The 22,031-nt window shown below is 63.1% G+C and carries 14 protein-coding genes; 6 read left to right on the top strand and 8 right to left on the bottom strand.

Annotated elements, in window-relative coordinates:
* The first annotated feature begins 5 nt into the window (after positions 1–5).
* Positions 6–3,191: a type I restriction endonuclease subunit R gene (locus ACFSQR_RS04755; RefSeq protein WP_377728476.1), complete on the top strand. Its 3,186-nt coding sequence runs from the start codon at positions 6–8 to the stop codon at positions 3,189–3,191.
* Positions 3,192–4,994: 1,803 nt separating this feature from the next.
* On the opposite strand, the gene ACFSQR_RS04750 is transcribed toward ACFSQR_RS04755, so the two are convergent.
* From ACFSQR_RS04750 to ACFSQR_RS04740, 3 genes are all read right to left on the bottom strand, one after another.
* A complete protein-coding gene (locus tag ACFSQR_RS04750; RefSeq protein ID WP_377728475.1) occupies positions 4,995–5,918 on the bottom strand; it encodes a GTPase family protein in 924 nt (307 codons plus the stop codon).
* 129 nt (positions 5,919–6,047) lie between these two features.
* Positions 6,048–6,173: a hypothetical protein gene (locus ACFSQR_RS04745; protein ID WP_377728474.1), complete on the bottom strand. Its 126-nt coding sequence runs from the start codon at positions 6,171–6,173 to the stop codon at positions 6,048–6,050.
* Between the two features lie 1,442 nt (positions 6,174–7,615).
* The gene (locus ACFSQR_RS04740; RefSeq protein ID WP_377728473.1) at positions 7,616–8,170 is read right to left on the bottom strand and encodes a YkgJ family cysteine cluster protein; all 555 of its coding nucleotides are present in this window, start codon (positions 8,168–8,170) and stop codon (positions 7,616–7,618) included.
* A gap of 99 nt (positions 8,171–8,269) precedes the next feature.
* Here ACFSQR_RS04740 and ACFSQR_RS04735 point away from each other — a divergent pair, with 99 nt between their 5' ends.
* Positions 8,270–8,617 carry a helix-turn-helix domain-containing protein gene (locus tag ACFSQR_RS04735; RefSeq protein ID WP_377728472.1) on the top strand — a complete coding sequence of 116 codons (348 nt, stop codon included), beginning with the start codon at positions 8,270–8,272 and terminating at the stop codon, positions 8,615–8,617.
* 49 nt (positions 8,618–8,666) lie between these two features.
* On the opposite strand, the gene ACFSQR_RS04730 is transcribed toward ACFSQR_RS04735, so the two are convergent.
* Both ACFSQR_RS04730 and ACFSQR_RS04725 read right to left on the bottom strand, forming a co-directional pair.
* Entirely contained in the window at positions 8,667–9,557 is an 891-nt protein-coding gene (locus tag ACFSQR_RS04730) for a DNA-binding protein (protein WP_377728471.1), read from the bottom strand.
* Between the two features lie 403 nt (positions 9,558–9,960).
* Positions 9,961–11,514, bottom strand: a complete 1,554-nt coding sequence (locus tag ACFSQR_RS04725; protein ID WP_377728470.1) for an EAL domain-containing protein — start codon at positions 11,512–11,514, stop codon at positions 9,961–9,963.
* Positions 11,515–11,723: 209 nt separating this feature from the next.
* Between ACFSQR_RS04725 and ACFSQR_RS04720 the strand changes: the two genes are divergently transcribed.
* Together ACFSQR_RS04720 and ACFSQR_RS04715 are read left to right on the top strand one after the other, a co-directional pair.
* Positions 11,724–12,275 (top strand): hypothetical protein, encoded by a 552-nt coding sequence (locus ACFSQR_RS04720; RefSeq protein WP_377728469.1) that lies wholly within the window; start codon positions 11,724–11,726, stop codon positions 12,273–12,275.
* A 100-nt stretch (positions 12,276–12,375) separates the two neighbouring features.
* On the top strand, positions 12,376–14,415 hold the full coding sequence (locus ACFSQR_RS04715) for a TonB-dependent receptor (protein WP_377728468.1): 2,040 nt from the start codon (positions 12,376–12,378) through the stop codon (positions 14,413–14,415).
* A gap of 59 nt (positions 14,416–14,474) precedes the next feature.
* On the opposite strand, the gene ACFSQR_RS04710 is transcribed toward ACFSQR_RS04715, so the two are convergent.
* Positions 14,475–16,763 carry a putative bifunctional diguanylate cyclase/phosphodiesterase gene (locus ACFSQR_RS04710; protein ID WP_377728467.1) on the bottom strand — a complete coding sequence of 763 codons (2,289 nt, stop codon included), beginning with the start codon at positions 16,761–16,763 and terminating at the stop codon, positions 14,475–14,477.
* Positions 16,764–17,004: 241 nt separating this feature from the next.
* On the opposite strand from ACFSQR_RS04710, the gene ACFSQR_RS04705 reads away from it, so the two are divergent.
* A complete protein-coding gene (locus ACFSQR_RS04705) occupies positions 17,005–19,077 on the top strand; it encodes a M13 family metallopeptidase (protein WP_377728466.1) in 2,073 nt (690 codons plus the stop codon).
* An 83-nt stretch (positions 19,078–19,160) separates the two neighbouring features.
* Here ACFSQR_RS04705 and ACFSQR_RS04700 read toward each other — a convergent pair whose 3' ends face one another.
* Positions 19,161–20,216: a hypothetical protein gene (locus ACFSQR_RS04700; RefSeq protein WP_377728465.1), complete on the bottom strand. Its 1,056-nt coding sequence runs from the start codon at positions 20,214–20,216 to the stop codon at positions 19,161–19,163.
* Positions 20,217–20,402: 186 nt separating this feature from the next.
* Between ACFSQR_RS04700 and ACFSQR_RS04695 the strand changes: the two genes are divergently transcribed.
* A complete protein-coding gene (locus ACFSQR_RS04695) occupies positions 20,403–20,789 on the top strand; it encodes a cupin domain-containing protein (RefSeq protein ID WP_377728464.1) in 387 nt (128 codons plus the stop codon).
* 56 nt (positions 20,790–20,845) lie between these two features.
* On the opposite strand, the gene ACFSQR_RS04690 is transcribed toward ACFSQR_RS04695, so the two are convergent.
* Positions 20,846–21,859, bottom strand: a complete 1,014-nt coding sequence (locus tag ACFSQR_RS04690) for a porin (RefSeq protein ID WP_377728463.1) — start codon at positions 21,857–21,859, stop codon at positions 20,846–20,848.
* Between the last annotated feature and the right edge of the window lie 172 nt (positions 21,860–22,031).

Raw genomic sequence — 22,031 nt, 5'->3', positions numbered from 1 at the left:
TGGGCATGAACGGCATTAGCGAAGACGCAGTCGAACAATCCATGCTTGGATGGCTGGCCGATCTGGGCTGGGAGACCGCCCATGGCCCCGACATCTCTCCTCCTGAAGCCCAAAAACCAGGCATCGAGCGCGCGAGCTACCGTGAGGTAGTGCTGGCCAGTAGGCTGCGTGACGCGATTGAGCGGCTTAATCCGCATATTCCGCCAGGAGCACGCGACGACGCGTTGCGTCGCATGCTGAACCCTGACATGCCAGGCCTCGTCAATGCAAATCGTCAGGTGCACCGCTGGTTGGTAGATGGCGTGCCTGTCGAATTCCAGAAAGACGGTGAAACGCGCGGCGACCGCGTGCGCCTGATCGACTTCGCCGATGTGGCGTCCAATGACTGGCTGGCCGTGAACCAATTTAGCGTGCAGGGTCCGAAGCTCACGCGCCGGCCCGACGTGATACTGTTCGTCAACGGCCTGCCGTTGGTTGTCGTCGAGCTGAAGAACCCCGGCGACGAGGACGCCGACATTTGGGCGGCGTGGAACCAGCTACAGGCCTACCAGCAGGACATCCCCGACCTGTTTCACACTAACGTGCTGCAGTTAATCAGCGACGGCATTCAGGCACGCATGGGCTCACTCACCAGCGATCGTGAGCGCTTCATGGCCTGGCGCACGATTGACGGCGTGGCCACAGATCCGCTGGGCGCAATGCGTGAGCTGGAGACGTTGGTGCTGGGCCTGTTCCAGCGAGAGCTCCTACTCGAGTACTTGCGCCACTTCGTGCTCTTCGAGGATGAAGGGCGGTTGGTGAAGAAGGTGGCCGGTTACCACCAATTCCACGCTGTCCGCGCTGTGGTGCAGAGTGTTCTTATCGCCTCAGCACCTGGCGGCACGCGCAAGGGCGGGGTGGTGTGGCACACCCAAGGTGCGGGTAAGAGCATCGAAATGACCTGCTTGGCCGGTGCTTTGATGGCGCACCCCGAAATGGGTAACCCAACGCTGCTCGTCGTCACGGACAGGAACGACTTGGACAACCAGCTATACGGAGTGTTTGCCGCGGCCAGTGAAATGCTGCGCGAGACCCCGGCTCAGGCCGATACGCGGCCGGAGTTGCGCAGACTGCTGACCAACCGGCCGTCAGGCGGCATCATCTTCACAACCATTCAGAAGTTCACGCCGGGCGAAGACGAGGATACCTTCCCTGTACTTTCCGACCGCCGCAATATCGTAGTGATCTGCGATGAAGCACACCGTAGCCAGTACGGCTTCGAGGCGCGTCTGGTGGGCGGCAAGGGCCCGCGTGCAGACCTGGTGGCGAATGATGTTCAAGTGCTGCAGGCCGCACAGGTTGCAGCCCCGTACGAAGTCCACAGCGCAGTTCGTTATGGCTATGCGCAGCACCTGCGCGATGCACTGCCCGGTGCCACCTTTGTTGCCTTTACTGGCACACCTGTAAGCCTGGATGATCGCGACACGCGCGCGGTCTTCGGAGACTACGTCCACATTTACGACATCGAACAGGCCGTGCGCGACGGCGCCACGGTGCCCATTTACTACGAAAGTCGTTTGGCGCGATTGGAGCTGGACGAGTCGAATGTTACGCGTCTGGACAACGAGGTCGAAGGTCTGACCGAGGATGAGGAGGGCGACGCAAACAAGGTGGCAAAGCTGCGCCGCTGGGCTGCGCTGGAGCAGCTGGTAGGCGCGCCGCCACGTATCCAGAAGGTCGCAGCAGACATCGTCGCCCACTTCGAGAGTCGCCTGACGGTCATGGACGGTAAGGCGATGGTTGTGGCCATGAGTCGAGATATTTGCGTGCACCTCTATAACGCCATTGTCGAGCTACGGCCGGAATGGCACAGCGATGACCCCATGCAGGGGGCCATTAAGGTGGTGATGACCGGTTCTGCCTCCGATAAGGCACTTCTGAAGCCACACATCTATCGGAAGGATGTGCGCAAGCGTCTGGAGACGCGTTTCAAGAACCCTGGCGACCCCTTCAAGCTGGTGATCGTGCGCGACATGTGGTTGACTGGGTTCGATGCTCCCTGCCTGCACACCATGTACGCGGACAAACCAATGCGAGGCCACAATTTGATGCAGGCTATCGCGCGCGTGAACCGCGTGTTCAAGGACAAGCCTGGGGGCCTGGTCGTCGACTACATCGGAATTGCGAACGAGCTTAAGGCCGCATTGGCCGACTACACGCAGGCTCATGGGCGAGGCAAGCCGACGATCGATGCGCATGAAGCGCTGGCGGTGCTACAAGAGCAAATGGATGTGCTTCACGACATGCTCTACGGGATGGACTATGCCGAGTTTCGCAGCAAAGCCTGGCAGCTGTTGCCGGCTGTGGCGAACCACGTCCTGGGACTTGACGATGGAAAGAAGCGCTTCGCGGATACGGTGCTTGCTGCAAGCAAGGCATTTGCTTTGTGCTGTACGTTAGATGAAGCACTTGGCCACCGCGACGAACTGGCCTTCTTGCAGGCCGTGAAGGCAGCGTTGACCAAACATGCGAGCACCGACCAAAAGCTAACGGATGAGCAGAAGGAGCATGCCCTCCGCCAGATCATCAGCCGCGCGATCATCAGCGACGAGGTGGTCGATATCTTCTCGGCCGCCGGCCTGAAACGGCCCGATATCGGTGTGCTGTCCGAGGAGTTCCTGGAAGATGTGCGTCACATGAAGGAACGGAATCTGGCGGTGGAGCTGCTGGAGCGCCTGCTAAAGGGTGAGATCAAATCGCGCTTCAAGACCAATGTGGTACAGAGCGCGAAGTTCTCGGAGCTGCTGCAGCAGAGCTTGACGCGCTACCGCAACCAGGCGATCGAGACGGCACAGGTCATTGAAGAGCTGATCGAGATGGCCAGGAAGTTCCAAGACGCGGCCCAGCGGGGCGAGAGTATGGGGTTGAGCAGCGATGAAATGGCGTTCTACGATGCGCTTGCCATGAACGAGGCCGCGGTGCGTGAGCTTGGGGACGCAACGTTAAAAGCAATCGCGGTCGAGCTGACGCAGAGCCTGCGGAAATCGGTCAGCGTGGACTGGGCCAAGCGTGAGACCGTGCGGGCGAAGCTGCGCGTGATGGTAAAGACGCTGCTGCGTCGGTACAAGTACCCCCCAGATCGCCAAGAAGAAGCAACTGATACTGTCCTTAAGCAGGCTGAGTCCCTGTCTGCGGAATGGGCTACAGCCTGACGAGCTTCGTGGAATTTAATGCATTTGCATTACCTAGCGTGTCGTTTTAATGCAAAGGCTCGGAAGGTATCCACCAGCCCGGAAATTCTGGACGAACTACGGTTGCTTAAATGCTAACGTACTGGATTTGTATTTCGCAACTTCTAGGCTTGTGGGATGCTTAGCAAGCAGTACAATCCCATTGGTGCTAGGAAATAGCACTGTGGTGGTCACCCGAAGGCGTGTGCCTTCGGGCGCCAAGGACCCGTGGTTCACCGATCCGGACTAGAGACCTGGAAGTGTGTGGAAGAGCGCGGGAAATGTCAATCCTGACGTTTAAACAGTATTTGGCCTGTCCACCTCAACTAGGAGCGTGCAAATGCATATATTGCAATTAAACGGGCACTGTTTCGTTGGTGCTCCCATTGGGTCCCGATATTTGTGGCCTAATCGTCCAGGCATCTACGTGTACTCAACTTCTCCAGGGCAGTACTGCCAGTGTCTTTATATCGGACAGGCTACGAGTATTCAGGCACGATTGACTGGCCATGAGCGATGGGATGCGGCGGTTGAGGCGGGTGCAACACATCTGTCGTTCTTAGATGTGCCCACCCAAGGCGAGCGTAATCGCATTGAGCAGGAGTTGATCAGCTTGTTCAACCCGAAGCTGAATAGAATGTATCGTTCGGGCCCGCCTCTCCCAGGAGGGACCGGCCCTATGCACGGGCTTGTAACTTCGTCCCCTCAGATCGGCAATACGCTTAATGGTTCTGGGTCGTTCAGCGTCGTTGGTATTATGAATCGGCCTGTGGTAACTCCCGCCAGAGTCGGGCTCCGAACTTCGATAAAGCCGATCCTTGGTGCCTCATTGGCTAAGACTGGTATTTCGCCAGATCCTCTTCTTTTGCTGTTGAAGAACCGTAAGTAGGTTTTGTGGCTCAAATCGATCGGTTTGGTTTCGAACGATTTGAGCCCCTTCAAGCGTATCTGCATTTTTCCCAGCCGTTTCAAATCCGCATGCGAACGTCGCACCTGCGATCTACGGTCGCGCTGCCAGAAGGTGAGTTGAGGGGCGCTTTTCACCTGTGCCTTGCAGCGAGCCAAGTGACGTGCGTGGCGCCTTCGGAACTTGCAGCCGCGCTTCTGCTCGAAACGAGTTGACTAGCGTCGCGCTTGCGGCGCTTGCGACCGAGCTGCGCCGGAAGTCGGTTGGCAGGCGTCACGCCTGCTGCGCTTGCGGCCGCGCCCCGCTGGAAGTCAGTTGACAAGGCGTCGCGCCTGCGGCGCTTGCGGGCCGCGCTTCGCCGGAAACCAGTTATCAGGCTTCTTCGGCGCTTGCAGCCGCGCTCCGCCGGAAGTGAGGGGCCTGGTGGCAGGGGCTGGGGTAGCGGCGGGGAAGTACCGACCATCCAGATGCAGCAAGTGTTTTGCCCCGGCCTGGCAGGGATGCACGCGGTTCCATCGTTCCGGGGGCACCCGGGGCGCCCGCACCGGCGAAATCAGGTCGGAGCGTGGCAGTACATTTTTAAGACGCTATGCCGCGCCAGCGGCGAACGTGTATCCACGTGTTATCGATTCCCGCCGCCCATGGGCCGTGCGGCGGCAGCGGCACGACAGCAGCTAAGCGCAGCGACACGCAACACCGCGCCCGGGCACGGCCGCGCGCGCAGCCCTCCCGCGATGCGGTTTTTTTCAGGGCAGGGGACATGGGCAAGACCGGCGAAGGGGGCGCTGGGGGCGCGCGCTGCAGCGCCTAATCGATGAGCACAACGGCCAGCACGGGCTGCGCAGCAAGGTGATCTCGCACCGCAGACGCTGCGCCGCTTAGCGGACGGCCTTCAACGCCCCGGGCAGCGACTTGATGATCCACTCGACGAGCGCCTTGATGAGCACCGGTGCATGGTCGACGAGGATGTCACGCGCCATCACTTTCAACTCGTTCCAGATCCCGCGCTTTGCCTTCAATTCGGCTTTCGGCGACACGTGTTCATCGCGCACCTCGCGCGCGAACCCGAACTTTTTTGCGTCGGGCAGCCTGTCGACGATGGTGTTGACTAGGTCCACCAGTCCGTAGCGCTCGTCTGCCGATACGGCGACCACGGTCGGGGTCTTGCCGCGCTTACTCTTGAACTTGCTCCCGACATCGGCAACCTTTTTCTTGATGTTCAGCGCCTGCCGCTTGCCCGGTTCGGCTGCGGCGACGTCCCACTCGCGAAATGGGGCAATCTTGTCGACCTGGTTGACCACGAAAATAATCTCGCGCTTGCCGACCACCGGCAGCACCACTTCCTGGTAAAAGCGTTGGTCGACGCTAAATGCCCGGTCGTCGCCTTTCAACACCCACAGCACCAGGTCCAGTTCCGGGATTAAGCGCTCGTACAGTTCCTGGTACTCGATATCGCGTTCCTCGCTCTCGCCGACCCCAGGTACATCCACCAGCGTCATGCCGGCACCATCCGGAGTTAGATTGACCAGCATTTCCTGAGGCGACCTAGTGCAGGCTTTCACGTTGCTCACCTTGGCAGTGCGCTGGCCGAACAGGGCATTGCACAGCGAGGACTTCCCGACCCCGGTTTTTCCCAGCACGCCGATCTTAGGCTGATACGACTCCATCTGCTTGAGCTTGGTTTTCAGCTTGCGAACTTGCGCCGGCGTGGCCTGGATGCCGTCGGCTTTGATGCGGTCAATGAATGCAGCGAACTCGGCCGAATTGTCCAGCCGCGAAGTTTTCTTTTTGCGCGTGACCATGGAGGCATTAACGTAGTGGTAATGATCGCAATGTTACCATCAGGAACTCACGCGGCCCAAAATATCAGAGGGCGCGCTCCGTGTTCGGCATGAGGGCACTAGCGTGGCGTCAGGCGGCGCCAGGCGCGACTAGGAAGGGCTGTCCGCGTCGAGCGCCTGGCGACCGGGATTCCACATCTGGCGGGGGCTGGCGACCTTCGCCAGCGCATCCTGCAGCGCCGCCGGCAGCGGCCTGGCCGGGCCATGCGACGCCATGTCCTGGCAGCTCAGGTACAGGCGCGGCGCCAGGTGCCAGCAGCGTTCGACCGTGTCGACCAGCTTGTCGAGCTGGTCCGGCCGCGCGCCCTCGGGCGGCTCGAGCCATCAGACGCTGCCGGCCGTCGCCTTCTCGCTGACCAGTTCGGACCAAACCGCCACGGCGCGCCCGCCCGCAGCGAGCGCCACCTGCACGCTCGGTGCCATCGTGGCGGTGCCGCCGTCGAGGCGCTGCGGCGCGCTCCAGCCGGGCCCGGGTGCGTGGCAGCGCTGTACACCCCGTGGGCTGCGGCCAGCCAGAGGCGGCGGTCCCGGCGCGCAGCTGGCTCCCCAGCAGCCCGGCGGTGGAGGCAGTACCCGGCGGCGGCGATCCGGGCGGCGGTGGCAGCAATCCGGGTAGCGGCAACACCGGCGGCGGCAGCACCCCGGACGGAGGTGGCACGCCGGGCGGCGGTGGCGGCACGCCGGGCGGTGGCGATGCTGCCCCGGCCGTCCCGCAGTGGCAGCCTGCCGTGGCGCTGAGCCATCGCCGCCAGCACCGGGGCGCACAGCAGCGCTGCCGCACCCGCCAATTTCGATTGCATCGTCATGTGGATCTCCTCTGGTTGTCCTGCTCGTTTGGGCTGAGACTCAGCCGATGGAGAAATCCGCCGGAAGCCAGTTGACAGGCTTCGCGTCTGCGGGCGCTTACGGCCGCGCTCCGCCGGAAGCCAGTTCACAGGCTTCGCGCCTGCGGCGCTTGCGGCCGCGCTGCGCCGGAAGTCAGTTGACAGGCGTCGCGCCTGCGGCGCTTGCGGCCGCGCTCCGCCGGAAGTCAGTTGAGGGGCGTCGCGCCTGCGGCGCTTGCGGCCGCGCTCCGCCGGAAGTCAGAGGGAAGAGCGCAGTGCCTGCGGCACTGCGGCCGGCTTCGCCGGTGGTCAGAGGAAGGGCAGTAACGGCGGGGGAAATCGCTGCGCGATTTCACATAAGGTGCCCTTATGTCCAATCCGGACATTCGCCAACAGAGTTGGCTCGGTGTCCGGATCGCTCCGCGCCCTTCGGGTAGACATAAGAGACCTTATGTCTCGCGCCCCGCCGTTACTGCCAAGTCAAAAGCCAATATGGTCGACAAGGTCGCGCTGGCGCGCGACCGGCTGCGCTACGCCAGGGGATGGTGCTACGGCGCGCGCGGCCCGTCGCCGCTTGCGGCTGTGCTTCGCCAGTAGTCAGAGGTACGATGCGCGCGGCCTGCGGCCGCTTGCAGCCGCGCTGCGCCGGCAGTCAGATGGAGAGCACACGGCTGGCGCCGCGTGCGCGTGTGCAGCTTCTGAGGCATTAGCGAGCGTGCGCGGATTTTCATCCGGCGCTGGTCCAATAATGCCGGCGGCAGTACTGCGGGGGTGATCGGCCAGAGGAAGGCAACAGAGCGATCGTAGCTGGGCCAGCGGGAGCTGCCGGACTTGCTAGTCCGGGAAGAACTCATGGATCGATCCCCAGGGATCGTCGCCGTTCCAGTCGCCGAGATAAATCCCTTCCAGCGCGATGGGATGCACAACAACGCCTCGTCCACCTTCGAATGCCTTGGTTGAGCACTGCTTCGGGTTCTTATTGGTTGTGTGATGAGTGCGGCATCGAAGTGGACGATGCGGGTATACAGAACACAAGTCATCTTTTAGAAATGGACATGGCCTGGAATGGCGTTCCCCCGCCAAGGCAAGGTATTGCACGGGGGAATGGTGTGACACGGGAACCATTTTTCTATTTGTGACCTCGGCCAGTCGCTTCGCTTCGTGCTCCTGGATTAGAACCGGCCCGTGGCAGCAGGTAACGCACCCGGGCCGGCACGTGACGTGCGGCGCCAACAGTTCTCCCACTTGGTCGACTGCTTTTATGATCTTTGCTCTCCGAACCTTGACGCTCGAGTTTTCTGTGGAGATGCGGTCCAGCCGCTCCATCAGGAGCACTTCGTTGAGCTGGGGATCGGATAATAGATCGATTAACTTCTTGCTGCGTTTCATGTTTGAAGTCCGGTGGGTGGATAGGAATGCGCTGTCGGCAGCTCGCAATTCTACGTTATTCGTAGAGACCGTCGCTAGGAAATCTACGATTATCGAAAGATGCCGCCGCGCTCTAATCCACCTCCAACTGTCTTTGGCCGCAGATTGCGGCAGGCGCGAGAGCGCCATCAGCTCCCACAGGACGTGCTTGGTGTCCTCGCCGGTCTCGAGGAGTCTTCGAGCAGCGCGCGTATCAGCCGATACGAGAGCGGCATTCATGAGCCTTCCCATCGGTTTGCCTCATCGCTTGCAGAGGTACTCCGCATCCCTACGGCATTCCTGTATTGCGATGATGACGGCTTGGCGGAAATCATCCTCGGCTATTCCCAACTTTCAGAGGCGGGGCGCCACGCACTGCTCGCGTCGACAAGAGACCTGTTGTCGATCGAAACGGGCGATTCAACCTAATAGGCGGCACCTGCCATTGGCCCGGGCAGGACAGGGTGCCTGGCACTCGTCAGTCGTTCATCGTCACCTCCAGCGCCGGCCCGCTGGTGTCCGCGAACATGTCGACCTGCTTGAACTGTCGCTTTTTCGCGCCTGTCGTGACGCGGGCGCGATTTTCCTCGAGTGCCATCTGGACAGCCAAGTCTCGCTCCAAAGCGGCAGTCTTTTGCCGCTCGCTGTCCAGATCCTCCTGTAGTTCACGGTTCCTCTCTTCGAGGCGAGCGCAGCTCTCATGCATCCGGGCCAGCAAGTCCTTCTTTTCCGCGAGCTGTGCCTCAGCCTGCGCGTGCTTCACTTCGAGCACTGCGGACTTCCGCTCGGCGTCGACACAAGCATCGCGCCGGATGTCGCGCTCGGCACGGAGATCTCGTAGCTCTTCTTCCAATGCAGTGGCCGCTTGGAGTTGCTGTTCTGCTCGGGCAAGTTCATTGCGTGCCTGGTCGAGGAGCGCTCGCTCTGCCACCCTCTCTGCGCGGGCCGCAGCCAATTCAGCTTCGAGCTGCAAAGCACGTCCGGAGATAGTCGCGCGATCGGCATCTGTTTGCGCTAGCTGCGCACGTAGATACGCCAATTCAGCATCCAGGCGAATGCTTTCTTCGGCCAGCGTGGCCGCTTCTTGTTTGGCTTCCAGCAGCTCGTGGGCAACCGCTTCGCGAGCAGTGCTCGCTGATTGATCGGCGAAGGCAAAGATGCTGGCTTTGATTTCAAGGGGCAGCATACGCAGACTTTGGGGAGGCTTTTGTGTTTCGTCGAGTTCAGCGAGGTATCGCTTAACCAGCTTGTGAACTGTTCCCTTGCTTCCGACGTTGCCGAGATCCTTCCAGACTCGGTCGACGGTGGGCTTGATCCCCTGCGCCCGGAGAGAATCCACCGAGGTGATGACCTGCTCGTAGGTGAGCATTGATGTACGTCCCATGATTGATCTCCTATTCCGTAACGTTCGGCATTCCGGTATACCGATACGATTTGCGTAAAGTGCGTCATCAAGAAAAAGCCGCCATTGCGTTGGGTTGAGCTGCCTCGGCGTTGTCGCTGGCCCCCAGGTTCGGTGTGACGAGAACGTGACGTGGAAGCCAGAGGCTCGGATGTGCCGTGAGTGGACAGGGTTGGTTACGTATCGCTGGCAAGCGGTGCAAGTGATTGATTTTTCAGTGAATATTGAAGTTGGTTTCGGACTCGAAATCAGGCGTAGGGTGTCCCCCTACCGTGGGTTCGAATCCCACCCTCTCCGCCAGAACAAACGAAGAAGCCACCCTCGGGTGGCTTTTTTGTTTTCTGCGGAATCGTTGACGTGACGCTGCGGATTATTCCAGCAGGCGCGTGATGTCGAAGAACGGCGCCGGCCGCCCGAACAGCCAGCCCTGCGCGTACTGGACGCCGCGTTCGCGCAGGTATTGCGCCTGCGCTTCGGTTTCCACGCCTTCGGCGATCATGTCGAGCCGCAGCGATTTCGCCATCTCGATGATGTGCTCGATCACGTGGCTGGTGGGCGATTCCGTGCCGATCGCTTCGACGAAGGACTTGTCGATCTTCAGGTAGTCCAGGTCGAAGGTCTGCAGGTACGACAGGCTGGAATAGCCGGTGCCGAAATCGTCGATCGCGATGCCGATGCCCTGCGCGCGGATCGCGGCCATGATCTCGCGCGCCACGTTCACTTCGAGGAAGCCACGCTCGGTGGCTTCGATAATCAGATTGCACGGCCCCGCCTTTGTGCGGATCAGGAAGTCGGCCAGCATGCCCGGCGTCTCGGCCGAATGCAAGTCCGCCTGGGACAGGTTGACGGCAACGTGGAAGCCAGGGTGCCTGCTGAATATATCTCCCAGGTCGGCCGCTGCCAGGTGCAGCACGCGTGCCGTAAGCCGTCGCACCAGTCCGGTCTGTTCTGCAATGGGGATGAACAAGTCCGGTCCCACCACCTCGCCGGCCGGGCGGAGCCAGCGCATCAGCGCCTCTGCGCCGACGCATCTGCCCGAACCCAGCTCCACGATCGGCTGGTAAACCAGGTAGAACTCGTCGCGCTTGAGGCCAGCCTTGATGGCCGCAGGGAGCGCCAGTTGCGAGCGTGCCAGTTGAAGGATGGCGAGCGTCAGCACGATGCCGGCGATCAGCCCGATCGGCACCAGGCGCTTGGCGGCCTCGACCGTGCGCGCCTCGGCGTAGGAGATCGGTATCGCCGCCAGCGCGGCAGTCTGATAGCGCCTGGACCTGACGATGGCCACGATGTGGTCGCCATCGGAAAACGTGATATCGGCACGGCCCTGCAACCGGGAGATCCAGCCCGGGTCGATTGTGCCGCGGGCGCTGAGCGGGATAGGGCGGAACAGCGAAAAGATCGCCAGCGCAACGTCCTTCTCGTTCGTGGTGGTATCGATCGGCAGGTCCTTGTGAATGACGCCGGCAAAGCCCTGCTGTTCGATGACGATGAAGCTGCTGTTGGGGGCAAACGGAAACCTCACGTTGGCCCGTATCGATGCCCCTGCGGGAGTCCTGATATCTGCGGGCCCGAGCAGCCAGGGCTCATCGGGCGTTCCGAGCGATGAGCACATCAGCTGGTCGCCAACGACGTGCCCGAACGCCTGGATGTAGCTGGATGCAAGATCGACCTCGCGCATCATGGCAATGCCCGCGTCGGAACACGGGGCTCGGCCGGACAAGCCCCGCAGTTTGAGGATGGCGCGCGATATCTGGTCCGCAGTCGAGTCCGACCGGTACAGCACGTCCCTGGCGTACGTCTGGACGCGCTCGGTCTCCACGCGAAGTCCCTGCTGCCGGGACTCTTCGACTGCGAACCAGATGGGCACGCCGATCGCAAGGGTGGCCACCACCAGGGTGAGGGCGAAGGCAGCTGATTTATTCATTGTATTGTCGAGTCTGTAATGAATGATACTGGTACGACCCGGGCGACGCGGTTCGTTTCCCGCCGGCTTCGGTAGCCTGTTGTTGCTACTTGAGGTAGCAATTTCCGCTACATTTTGACCGATGGTGGCAAAATGCTTTACAGCCGGTAAGCGGGGCCATAGCATCCAGTCATCGCGGCATTGGTCGCATTGACACGACAGAGGAAGTGATGAAAACAAATAAGGTGGTTGCGGGAATCCTGCTGCTGACCATGCTCACGGGTTGCGCCACATCGCGCAGCAGCTTCTACGCGGATCCTGTCGCCGTCGGCAATGCGGAAATCTGCCGCACCCTGGCCGGGGACGAAGCACGGCTTGACCCCGACTTCCAGGACGCCCTGCGCTCGGAACTGCGCATGCGCGGCGTGAACGAAGCCGATTGCAAAGCCATCGTCGACAACCAGAACCTGGCCATCGGCGCGGGCGTGCTGGTGGGCGCGGCAATCGTCGCAGCCGCCGCCAGCAGCAAGGACGAGGACTACGGACATCACCACCACGGCCGCGGCAGCCGCGAGACCTATATCGACATCAGCATCGATGTGCCGCCGGCACCGCCGGCACCGCCAATCCCCGTCGAAGCAGCCGACTGGGACCAGTACGCCAATGCCAGCGGCGCGCTGGTATGGGGCTGCCGCGGCGTGCAGAGCAAACAGCTGCTCGATCCCGCACGCTGCACCGGCCGCGACATGGTCGACGAACGCTGGCCTTCCAAGATTTTCTGACGCATCCCCCACCGGCCCCGCGAGGGCCGGTTTTTACGCTGTCAAGACTTTGGATTCCGCGCGTTGACGGGCATACTTGCGGATTCCCGAGATCCGACACATGCACCGACTTAGCCCGATCACGCTGGCGATCGCCACCGCCTTTTCCCACCCCCTTGCGCACGCCGACGACGTTTTCGGGCACCGCGTGTTCGTGGACGCCTCCCGCAACAGCCAGCTGGGCGTGGCCGACTCGGCGAACATGGGCACGATCGCCGGCCGCCAGCTCGAGATGCGCACCGCGTTCCGACCCGGCGAGCTGCTGGAAGCCATGCCGGGACTGGTCGCGAGCCAGCATAGCGGAGAAGGCAAGGCCAACCAGTTCTACCTGCGCGGCTTCAACCTGGACCATGGCACCGACCTGCGCACCACGCTTGACGGGATGCCGGTGAACCAGCGCAGCCACGCGCATGGGCAAGGCTGGACCGACATGAACTTCGTGATTCCCGAACTGGTGGGGCGCCTCGACTTCCGCAAAGGTCCGTATTCCGCGCAGGCGGGCGACTTCGCCCCCGCCGGCAGCGCGGCCATCGCCTACGCCAACCGGACCGCGCGCAGCGCCAGCCTGACCGCTGGCCATGGAAACTACCGCCGCGGCCTGGTGAGCGGCGCGCCGCGGGCAGGGCAGGGCAACCTGCTGTATGCGCTGGAGCTGACGCGCAACGACGGCCCCTTCACGCGCGGCGACGACTACAAGAAGACCAACGCCGTGCTGCGCTACGGCCAGGGCACCCCCAGCAACGGATTCAGCGTCACGGCGATGGCCTACCGCGGGAGCTGGAACGCGACCGACCAGGTCCCGCAGCGCGCCGTCGAAGGAGGCCTGATCGGCCGCTTCGATGCGATCGACGGCAGCGATGGCGGCGAAGCGGAGCGCTACAGCCTGTCGGCGCTGTGGCGCAGCTCGGGCGATGAGGGCGGCACCGCGGTGTCCGCCTACGTCATCCGCAACCGGCTCGAGCTGTATTCAAACTTCACCTACTTCATGGACGACCCGGTGAATGGCGACCAGTTCAGCCAGCCGGACCGCCGCGTCACTGCGGGCCTGAATGCGACGCGGACCTGGCACGGCCACATCGGCAAGACCAGCAGCGATGTCGTCGCCGGCGTACAGGTCCAGCACGACAACATCTTCAACGCCCTGCACAGCACGCGCCAGCGGCAAGTGCTGTCGACCACGCGCTCCGACCATATCGTGGAAAGCAGCGCAGGCGTGTTCGTCGAAAACCACACCAGCTGGAGCCCGCGGTTTCGCACCGTGGCCGGTGTGCGCGGCGACCATTACCGCTTCCACGTGCGCAGCGACCGTGCCGCCAACAGCGGCCGGAGCGACACGAGCTTGGCCAGCCCGTCGCTCAGCCTGGTCTATGCGGCCGATCCCGCCGTCGAGCTATACCTGAACGCGGGCACGGGCTTCCACAGCAACGATGCGCGCGGCACGCTCACCACCATCGACCCCAGGACGCTGGCCGCCGCCGATCCCGTTCCGGGGCTGATCCGCTCGCGCGGCATGGAGTTCGGCGTGCGCAGCGAGTACCTGCGCGGCCTGCAGACCATGCTGTCGGTGTACCGGCTGGACTTCGACTCGGAGCTGACCTTCGTGGGCGATGCGGGCACCACGGAAGCAGGGCGACCGAGCCGGCGCACCGGCATCGAGCTGTCCAACTATTACAAGCCGCTGAAGTGGCTGACCATCGATCTCGATCTGGCGTATGCGCGCGCACGCTCGCGCGGCGGCGACCCGGCGGGGAACCACATTCCCGGAGCGGTGGAGGGCATTGGCCAGCTGGCGTTCACCGTGGACCAGGTGGGGCCCTGGTCGGGCAGCTTGCGTTTGCGTTATTTCGGGCCACGTCCGCTGGTCGAGGACAACAGCGTGCGCTCCGGCGCGACCGCCACCCTGAACGGGCGGATCGGCTACCGCATCGACAAATCGATGCGGCTGGAGCTGGAAGGCTTCAACCTGGCCAACCGGCGTGATTCGGCGATCGATTACTTCTACGCCTCGCAGCTGAAGGCGGAGGCGGCGCCCCGGGAGGATGTCCACTTCCACCCGGTCGAGCCGCGATCGGCCCGGCTCACGCTGCACCTGAACTGGTGAACCCCGTTCCTGTGATACACGGAAAGTATCACAGGGGCGTTTTCGAGTCGCAGAAAGTATCAGGCCGCTTGCAGCGTGGCGATTAAGCTGGCGAGCGGGGCGGGGCGCCCGAACAGGTAGCCCTGCATCTGCGGACTGCCGTTCGACGCCAGGAACTGCGCCTGCTCGACGGTCTCGACTCCCTCGGCCACCACGCGCAGCCCGAGGTGTCCGGCCATCGCCAGGATCGACTGCACCAGCGCGGCGCTGTTGGCATCGCCCGGCGTATCGCGGATGAAGCTCTTGTCGATCTTCAGTTCGTAGAGCGGCATGCGCTTGAGGTAGCCGAGATTGGAATAGCCCGTGCCGAAATCGTCGATCGAGAAGCGGATCCCCATCGCAGCCAGTTCGTGCATGCGGGAGATGGTCTTGTCGAGGTCATCGATCAGCAGGCCTTCGGTCACTTCGAAGATCAGCTGCCCGGCCGGGGCGCCGGTCTCCTCCAGTACCGCGCGCACCTTCGCAACAAAGTCCGGCTGCCGGAACTGCGAGGGACTGACATTGACCGATAGCGGCACCGCGCGCCCTGCACGATCCAGCTCCAGCCATGCAAGGCAGGCCTGGCGCAGCGCCCAGTGGCCGATCGGCACGATCAGGCCGGAGGCTTCCGCGACCGGGATGAAGACGTCCGGCGGCACCATCGCACCGTGCGCGCGCTGCCAGCGCATCAGGAGTTCGGCCCCGGTGGGCTTGCCGGCACTGTCCACCTGGATTTGCATGTGCATCGCCAGCTCGCCGTTGGCCAGGGCGGCGCCGAGGTCGCGCTCCAGCGTCAGCCTGTGCTCCATATCGGCCTGCATCTTCGCTTCGTAGAACATCACGCTATTGCGGCCGGCAGCCTTGGCGCGGTACATCGCGGTATCGGCTTCGCGCAGCAGGTCCTGGGCGGTCTGGCCCGGCTTGGGCAGCAGCGATACGCCGATACTGGCCGACGAGGTGTAGACCTGGCCTTCGAACTCGAAGCCTTCCGCCAGCACGTTGCGCACCTTTTCCGCCACGCGCAGCGATGCGCGCATCGCGCTGTCGGTGTCGTTCCCCAGGTTAGCGAGCAGCACCACGAACTCGTCGCCGCCCAGGCGCGCGATGGTGTCTTCCTTGCGCACCAGCTGTTCCAGCCGCTCTGCCGCCGCACGCAGGACCGCGTCGCCCGTGGCGTGGCCGCGCGCATCGTTGATGAACTTGAAGTGGTCAAGGTCGACAAACATCACCGCGCCAAAGCCTGCGCCGGCCTGCGCCAGCTTGAGCAGCTGCTCGAGCCGGTCCATCAGCATGCGCCGGTTCGGCAATCCGGTGAGCACGTCGTAGAACGCGAGGCGGTGGATGGCCCGCGCCGACTTCTTGCGCTCGGTGATGTCGCGCGCCACCACGACCAGGTGCGTGTGCACGCCGCCTTCGTCGGCGAACGGCACCAGCTCCATTTCGGCCCAGAACTGCTCGCCCGACTTGGTGTAACTCAGGATTTCTGACGTAACGGGCTCCACGCGCGCCATCGCCTGCATGATCCGGGCCACTTCCGCCTGGTCCGTCGCGGGCCCCTGCAGCACGCGCAGGCTGCGGCCGATCACGTCCTCGCGGCGGTAGCCGGTGCGTTGCTCGAACGCCTCGTTGACGAAGATGATGGGCTGGTCGCCCTCGGCGGAGCTGCCGGCGACCTGCGCGATCAGCACCATGTCGTTCAGGCGCGCTACCGCGGCGGCATGCAGGCTCAGTTCCGCGTTGAGCTTGCGCAGGTCATCCTGTCCACGTTCGAGCGACTCGGCGAACACCTGGAGACTGTCGACCGACTTGGAAAGCCTGCGCAGCAGGACCGCGCCCGGAATCGTGATCAGGAAGCCAACGCAGATGAAGTTAAAGGTGATCATCAGCGTCGGCACCAGCGCATAGTCCGGCATTCCGGTCACGTACAGCTTGGCGTGCCCCGTCAGGCCAAGGACGAAGATCGACAGGGCGCCCAGCGCCAGTGCCAGCAGCGCCGGGATGGTCCCCAGCAGCACCGCCGCCATGACCGGGGGCGCCAGCAGGAAGATCATGCTGACCGGGCCCACCGACAGCATCAGGGAGATGCCGATCAGGTTCAGGACTGCGAGGAAGTTCAGCACCCGGGTCTTGTAGGGGATCCGCCTGAGGCGCCACAACGCCAGGATCCAGCCCAGTCCGGCGACGTCCGCAAGGATGAGCGAGTAAAGGCCTTCCTTGAAGGACAGGGCAATACTGGGGATGGCCAATACTGTGCCGAGCACGGCAACGATGGTCAGCAGGCGGGAAAAGATCTGGCTGCGCCAGTGGTCGATATCGGTATAGGCAAGCATGGAAGGGCCTCATGATGCGGCCTGAGGTATGACCGCCTGAATTGCTGCAACGCAACATTATATCCCTTTGTTCAAGATCTCTCCGGAGAATAAGACGGGCGTTGTCGCGGTAAAGACACAGCACAAACCCTGCCGTTGCAGGCACATGCATATAGATTTTGCCTTGGCGCACTAAACAATATGCTTTAGCATCGGATTCCGGCCGTCCACGGCCGACCGACAAGAAGATGGAGAGAGAAGCATGAAACGTACCCTGTGCAGCAGCCTGATCGCCGGCCTGATCGCCGGCAGTGCCTGCGCCCAACCGAACGACACCCCGGCCACGGCGGCCGGCGCCGCCATCGCCCCGGCGCATCACCTGCATTCCGGCGTCGACCTGCCGTCGATCGACAAGGCCGTGCGCTCGCAGGACGATTTCTTCCGCTACGCGCAAGGCACGTGGCTGAAGGACGTGGAGATCCCGTCGGACCGTTCGAGCTGGGGCGCCTTCAATATCGCGCAAGACAAGGTCGAGCAGCAGATCAAAGCGATCATCGAAGAGGCCGACCAGGACAAGTCCAAGAAGCCGGGCTCGGATGCGCAGAAGATGGGTGATTTCTACGCCAGCTACATGGACGAGCAGCACCGCAACGCCATCGGGCTGGCGCCGCTGAAGGCGGAGCTCGCGCGCATCGCCGCGCTGGCCGACAGGAAGGCGATCGCCGCGATCAGCGCACGCTTCGCGCGCATCGGCGCCGGCGCGCCGCTGGACATGTACGTCCACCAGGACAACAAGGATTCGACCCGCTACATCGTCGACATCGGCCAGTCCGGCCTGGGCATGCCGAACCGCGACTACTACATCAGCGAGGGCGACGCCCGGCTGGCCGAGATCCGCGCCAAATACCAGGCGCACGTCGAGAAGATGCTGGCGCTGGCCGGCCACAAGGATGCCGCGACCGAAGCCGCGCAGATCGTCGCGCTGGAAACCAGCATCGCCCGCGCCCACTGGTCCGCTGTCGAGAACCGCGATCCGGTCAAGGCCTACAACAAGCTCGATATGGCGCAGCTGGCGAAGCTGATGCCGCACTTCGACTGGAAGGGCTACCTGAAAGGCGTCGGCGCCGCCGGCACCGCGACGCTGATCGTGAGCCAGCCAAGCTACCTGTCGAAGCTCGATGCCATCATCCAGTCGACCCCGCTGCCGGTGTGGAAGTCGTATTTCGAGTTCCGCCTGATCAGCGCCTACGCGCCGTTCCTGTCGCAGCCGTTCGTGGACGAGAGCTTCGCGTTCCGCGGCACCGTGCTGTCCGGCGCCAAGGTCAACCGCCCGCTGCAAAAGCGCGCCCTGTCCGAAGTGAACCGCTCGCTGGGCGAGGTGGTCGGCAAGGCCTACGTCGGCAGGCACTTCCCGGCCGAGCGCAAGCAGCAGGTCGAGACCATGGTCAAGCACTTCCTGGCCGCCTTCGACGAAGGCATCGGCACGCTGGACTGGATGTCGCCGGAGACCAAGCAGCAGGCGCGCATCAAGCTGTCCAAGATCAGCGTGAAGGTCGGCTACCCCGACACATGGCGCGACTACAGCGCGCTGAATGTGAAGCCGGGCGACCTGGTGGGCAACGTGATCCGCGCGCGCGAATTCTCGCACCAGCGCCAGGTGGACAAGCTGGGCAAGCCGGTGGACCGCAGCGAATGGGCGATGACGCCGCAAACCGTCAACGCCTACTACAATCCGGAACTCAACGAGATCGTGTTCCCGGCCGCGCGCCTGCAATACCCGCTGTATGACGCCAACGCCGAGCCGGCGATCAACTACGGCGCGGTGGGCATCTCCATCGGCCACGAGATCAGCCACGCGTTCGACGACCAGGGCTCGCAGTTCGACGGCGACGGCAACCTGCGCAACTGGTGGACGGACGCCGACCGCGAGAAGTTCGCGGCGCGCGGCAAGGTGCTGGTGGCGCAGTACGGCGCCTACAGCCCGCTGCCCGGCTACACCATCAACGGCGAACTGACGCTGGGCGAGAACATCGCCGACAACGCCGGCGCCATCATGGCCAGCCGCGCCTACAAGCTCTCGCTGGGCGGCAAGCCGTCCCCGGTCATCGACGGCTTCACCGGCGAGCAGCGCCTGTTCATGGGCCTGGCCCAGGCGCGCCGCGGCAAGGCGCGCGACCCGAGCCTGATCGCGCAGATCAAGTCCGATCCGCACTCGCCGGCGGAGTTCCGCGTCAACGGCAGCCTGCGCAACCATCCGGGGTACTACGAAGCGTTCGACGTCAAGCCGGGCGACAAGATGTACCTGGCGCCGGAGCAGCGCGTCATCTTCTGGTAACGGGAAAGACAAACGCCACCTTCGGGTGGCGTTTTTTTTGGGGAGCCCCGGACGGGCATGGACCGCAGCCTGCGACGGGATGACTACATCTTCACACTGAAGTGCATCAGGAACGGGTACACCATCTCGCACGGCGTGCCGCCGCACATTCCCGGCTTGTAGCGGGTGTTCATGAGGATCGCCTTGATGTCGTCGGTCAGCGACTGCTTGGGCGTGCGCGCGACCAGGGCCGATTTCGCCGTCCCATCCGGGTTGACCGTCACGTAGATAATCGCGGTGCCGCGGGCGAAGCGCGCGCCTTGTTCGCGCCGCACCTGTTCCATGATCCCTTGCGTGCCGTGCTGGGGGTAGGGCGGTTCGTCCGCATCGTCCATGAGCGGGTAGTGGGCGCGCACCAGCTGCTTCTGCTCGGCGGACAGCTCGTCGTATGCCTTCCGGTACGGCACATTGGACCCCTTCACCTCTTCGGACTTCGCCTCCTCGCCCACCAGCGGGCGCCCGAAATCGAGGCCATAGTTCTGCCGGGCCGCCGCGGGATCGACCGGCGCGGCGCCGCCGAAGCGCAGCACATAATAAGGCGAAGCGAGTTCGTCACCGTGGCCCGCGAACGCCGGCATGTCGCTGATCACCGCATTGAGCTTGCGCCCGCCCGGGAACGTCACGACGCCCTTGCCGTGATAGCTGTTGGATTTCCATTCGCCCTCATAACTGCCGCCCGCGTGGAACACCATCGTGCCGCGACCCTCGCGCAAGCCCTCTTTCCATTCGCCTTCGTAGCGGCCGTCCGCATCGCGCATCGTGCCAATGCCGTCGAACCTGCCGTTGCGGAACCCACCCTCGTACACGCTGGTTTCCCAGAACGTCTTGCGGCCGCTGCCATTGGGCAGGCCGCGCTCGACATCGCCTTCGTAGCGCGCGACGAACACCTTCGAATAATGGAGCTGCTTGAGTTCCCACAGCAGGACGCCCCTGCCGTGCGCAAAGCCGTCCTTGCACGGACCTGACCACTCGACCCGGTTCGCCTGGGCGGGGAAGAGGTTGACGACGCGGCAGTCGCTGTCGCCGAGCAGGGCCGGGTTATCGGCCGCATGCAGCGCAGGCGCCAGCAACAGGGAGAGGAGGAGGGTGGCAGCTCGCATGCTTTTGTTTGAGGGGTTCGGTAATCAGGCATTGTAACGAGCGGTCAACTGGGCGGAAATGGGTTTGTAGCAACTTTGGCCCATAGCCCACGCCGACCGCCTGGCTCGCGCGGCCTTTGTGTGCCTCTTTATACAATGACCTGCAGGCGCCCGGACCGGGCCATTCCATTTTTTTCAGGAGATAGCATGTCGGGATTCAGCGTCAACATCGAACAAAAGACCCTATCAGGCAACAACTTCCGTGAAGTGCTCTACACGACCCAGCGCAGCCAGCTGGTCATCATGACCCTGCAACCGGGCGAGGAGATCGGCACCGAGCACCACGAAGGCCATGACCAGTTCATCCGCGTGGAGCAGGGCGAGGGCGTGGCGATCCTGGGCGGCGAGAAGCATCCGCTGGAAGACGGCACTGCCGTGGTGATCCCTGCGGGCACCGAGCACAACGTCATCAATACGTCCAGTACGTCGCCGCTGCGCCTGTACACGCTGTACACGCCGCCGGAGCATCCCGACGGCATCGTGCACGCCACCAAGGCCGACGCGGACGAGTACGAGAAGCAGCACGGTCATTGAACCGCTCATGAAAAAAGCCACCCGGGGGTGGCTTTGATCGTTGCTGCCTGCCTGGTTTAGAAGGCGTGGCGCAGGCCGATGGCCAGTGCGCGCGGATCGGCGCCGAACGCCGTTGCCGGCGGGGTCACCGAACTGCCTGCCGACGCCAGCGCGAAGGTGGCTTGTCCGTTGTTGGACAGGTGGCCGAACGAGCCGTACACGAAGGTACGCTTGGACAGGTTGTGGGTGTACGCCACTGCGAAGCCGCGGCCTTCGCCGCCGTTGTCGAATTCGCTCTGCTGCACGCTGAACAGCACGGTGCCTGCCGCGGTGACCGGGAACGCCACGCCCAGGTTCACCTGGGTGAAGGTGTTGCTGTCGCTGGCGCGGTTGTGCACCATGTAGTTGCCCTTCACTTCGGCTACGCCCAGCTTGTACGCGGCGCCGACGATGTATTCCTTGTCGCGGCCTGCGGCACGTTCGGTTTCGCCGGCTGCGGCAGCAACGAACAGCGGACCGTTCTTGTACTCGAGGCCATAGCCGATGTAGTCGTTCGATGGCTGGCCGGTTGCGGTCTCGCCCGCACCGTAGGCCAGGCTGACGCGGAAGCCGCTGGTCGCCTTGGACTTGTAGTTGACCGAGTTGCTGATGCGGCGGGTCATGCCGCCCTGCGAGAACGCGTTCAGGTTGCTGCCGTAGAAGCCCTGGCCCATGGTGGTGCTGGCGCCGCTGACGTTGTCCAGCGGGGTGTATTCACGGCCGGCGGTCAGTTCGCCGAAGCTGCCTTGCAGGCCGACCACGGCGCGGCGGCCGAACAGGGCGGAGTCGCCCACGCCGGTGCTCGCGTCAAAGCCGCCTTCCACGTTGAACATCGCGGTCAGGCCGTTGCCCAGGTCTTCCGTGCCGCGCAGGCCGAAGCGGCTGCTGTCGCGGCCCGCGTGCATCGCGGTGCGGCTAGCCACGCCAGGCGCATCCGCGTCTTCGCGTGCCATCGCCAGGTCGACGATACCGTACAGCTGGACGCCGGTGTCGGCGGACGCCGACAGGGGAAGGACTGCGGCAAACAGCGCAGCGATCATTTTCAGTTTCATACTTTCTCCGGTTATTCGTGTTGAGATCGACACATGGGGAAAACGGATCTTGGTGTTGTCTGTTTTCCTATTGGTACAAGTATATGTTCTGGCCAGAAAGTTAGTCAAATGCAATATCCGGAAAACGTCATTCATAATTCATATGTTGTTTTTCGATCCGTGTGCACCGTCG

It is taken from the genome of Pseudoduganella sp. GCM10020061, from assembly GCF_042683405.1.
GTDB lineage: Bacteria > Pseudomonadota > Gammaproteobacteria > Burkholderiales > Burkholderiaceae_D > Telluria.
Note: the sequence above shows the minus strand (reverse complement) of the source record. Positions and strands in the feature narration are given on the sequence as shown.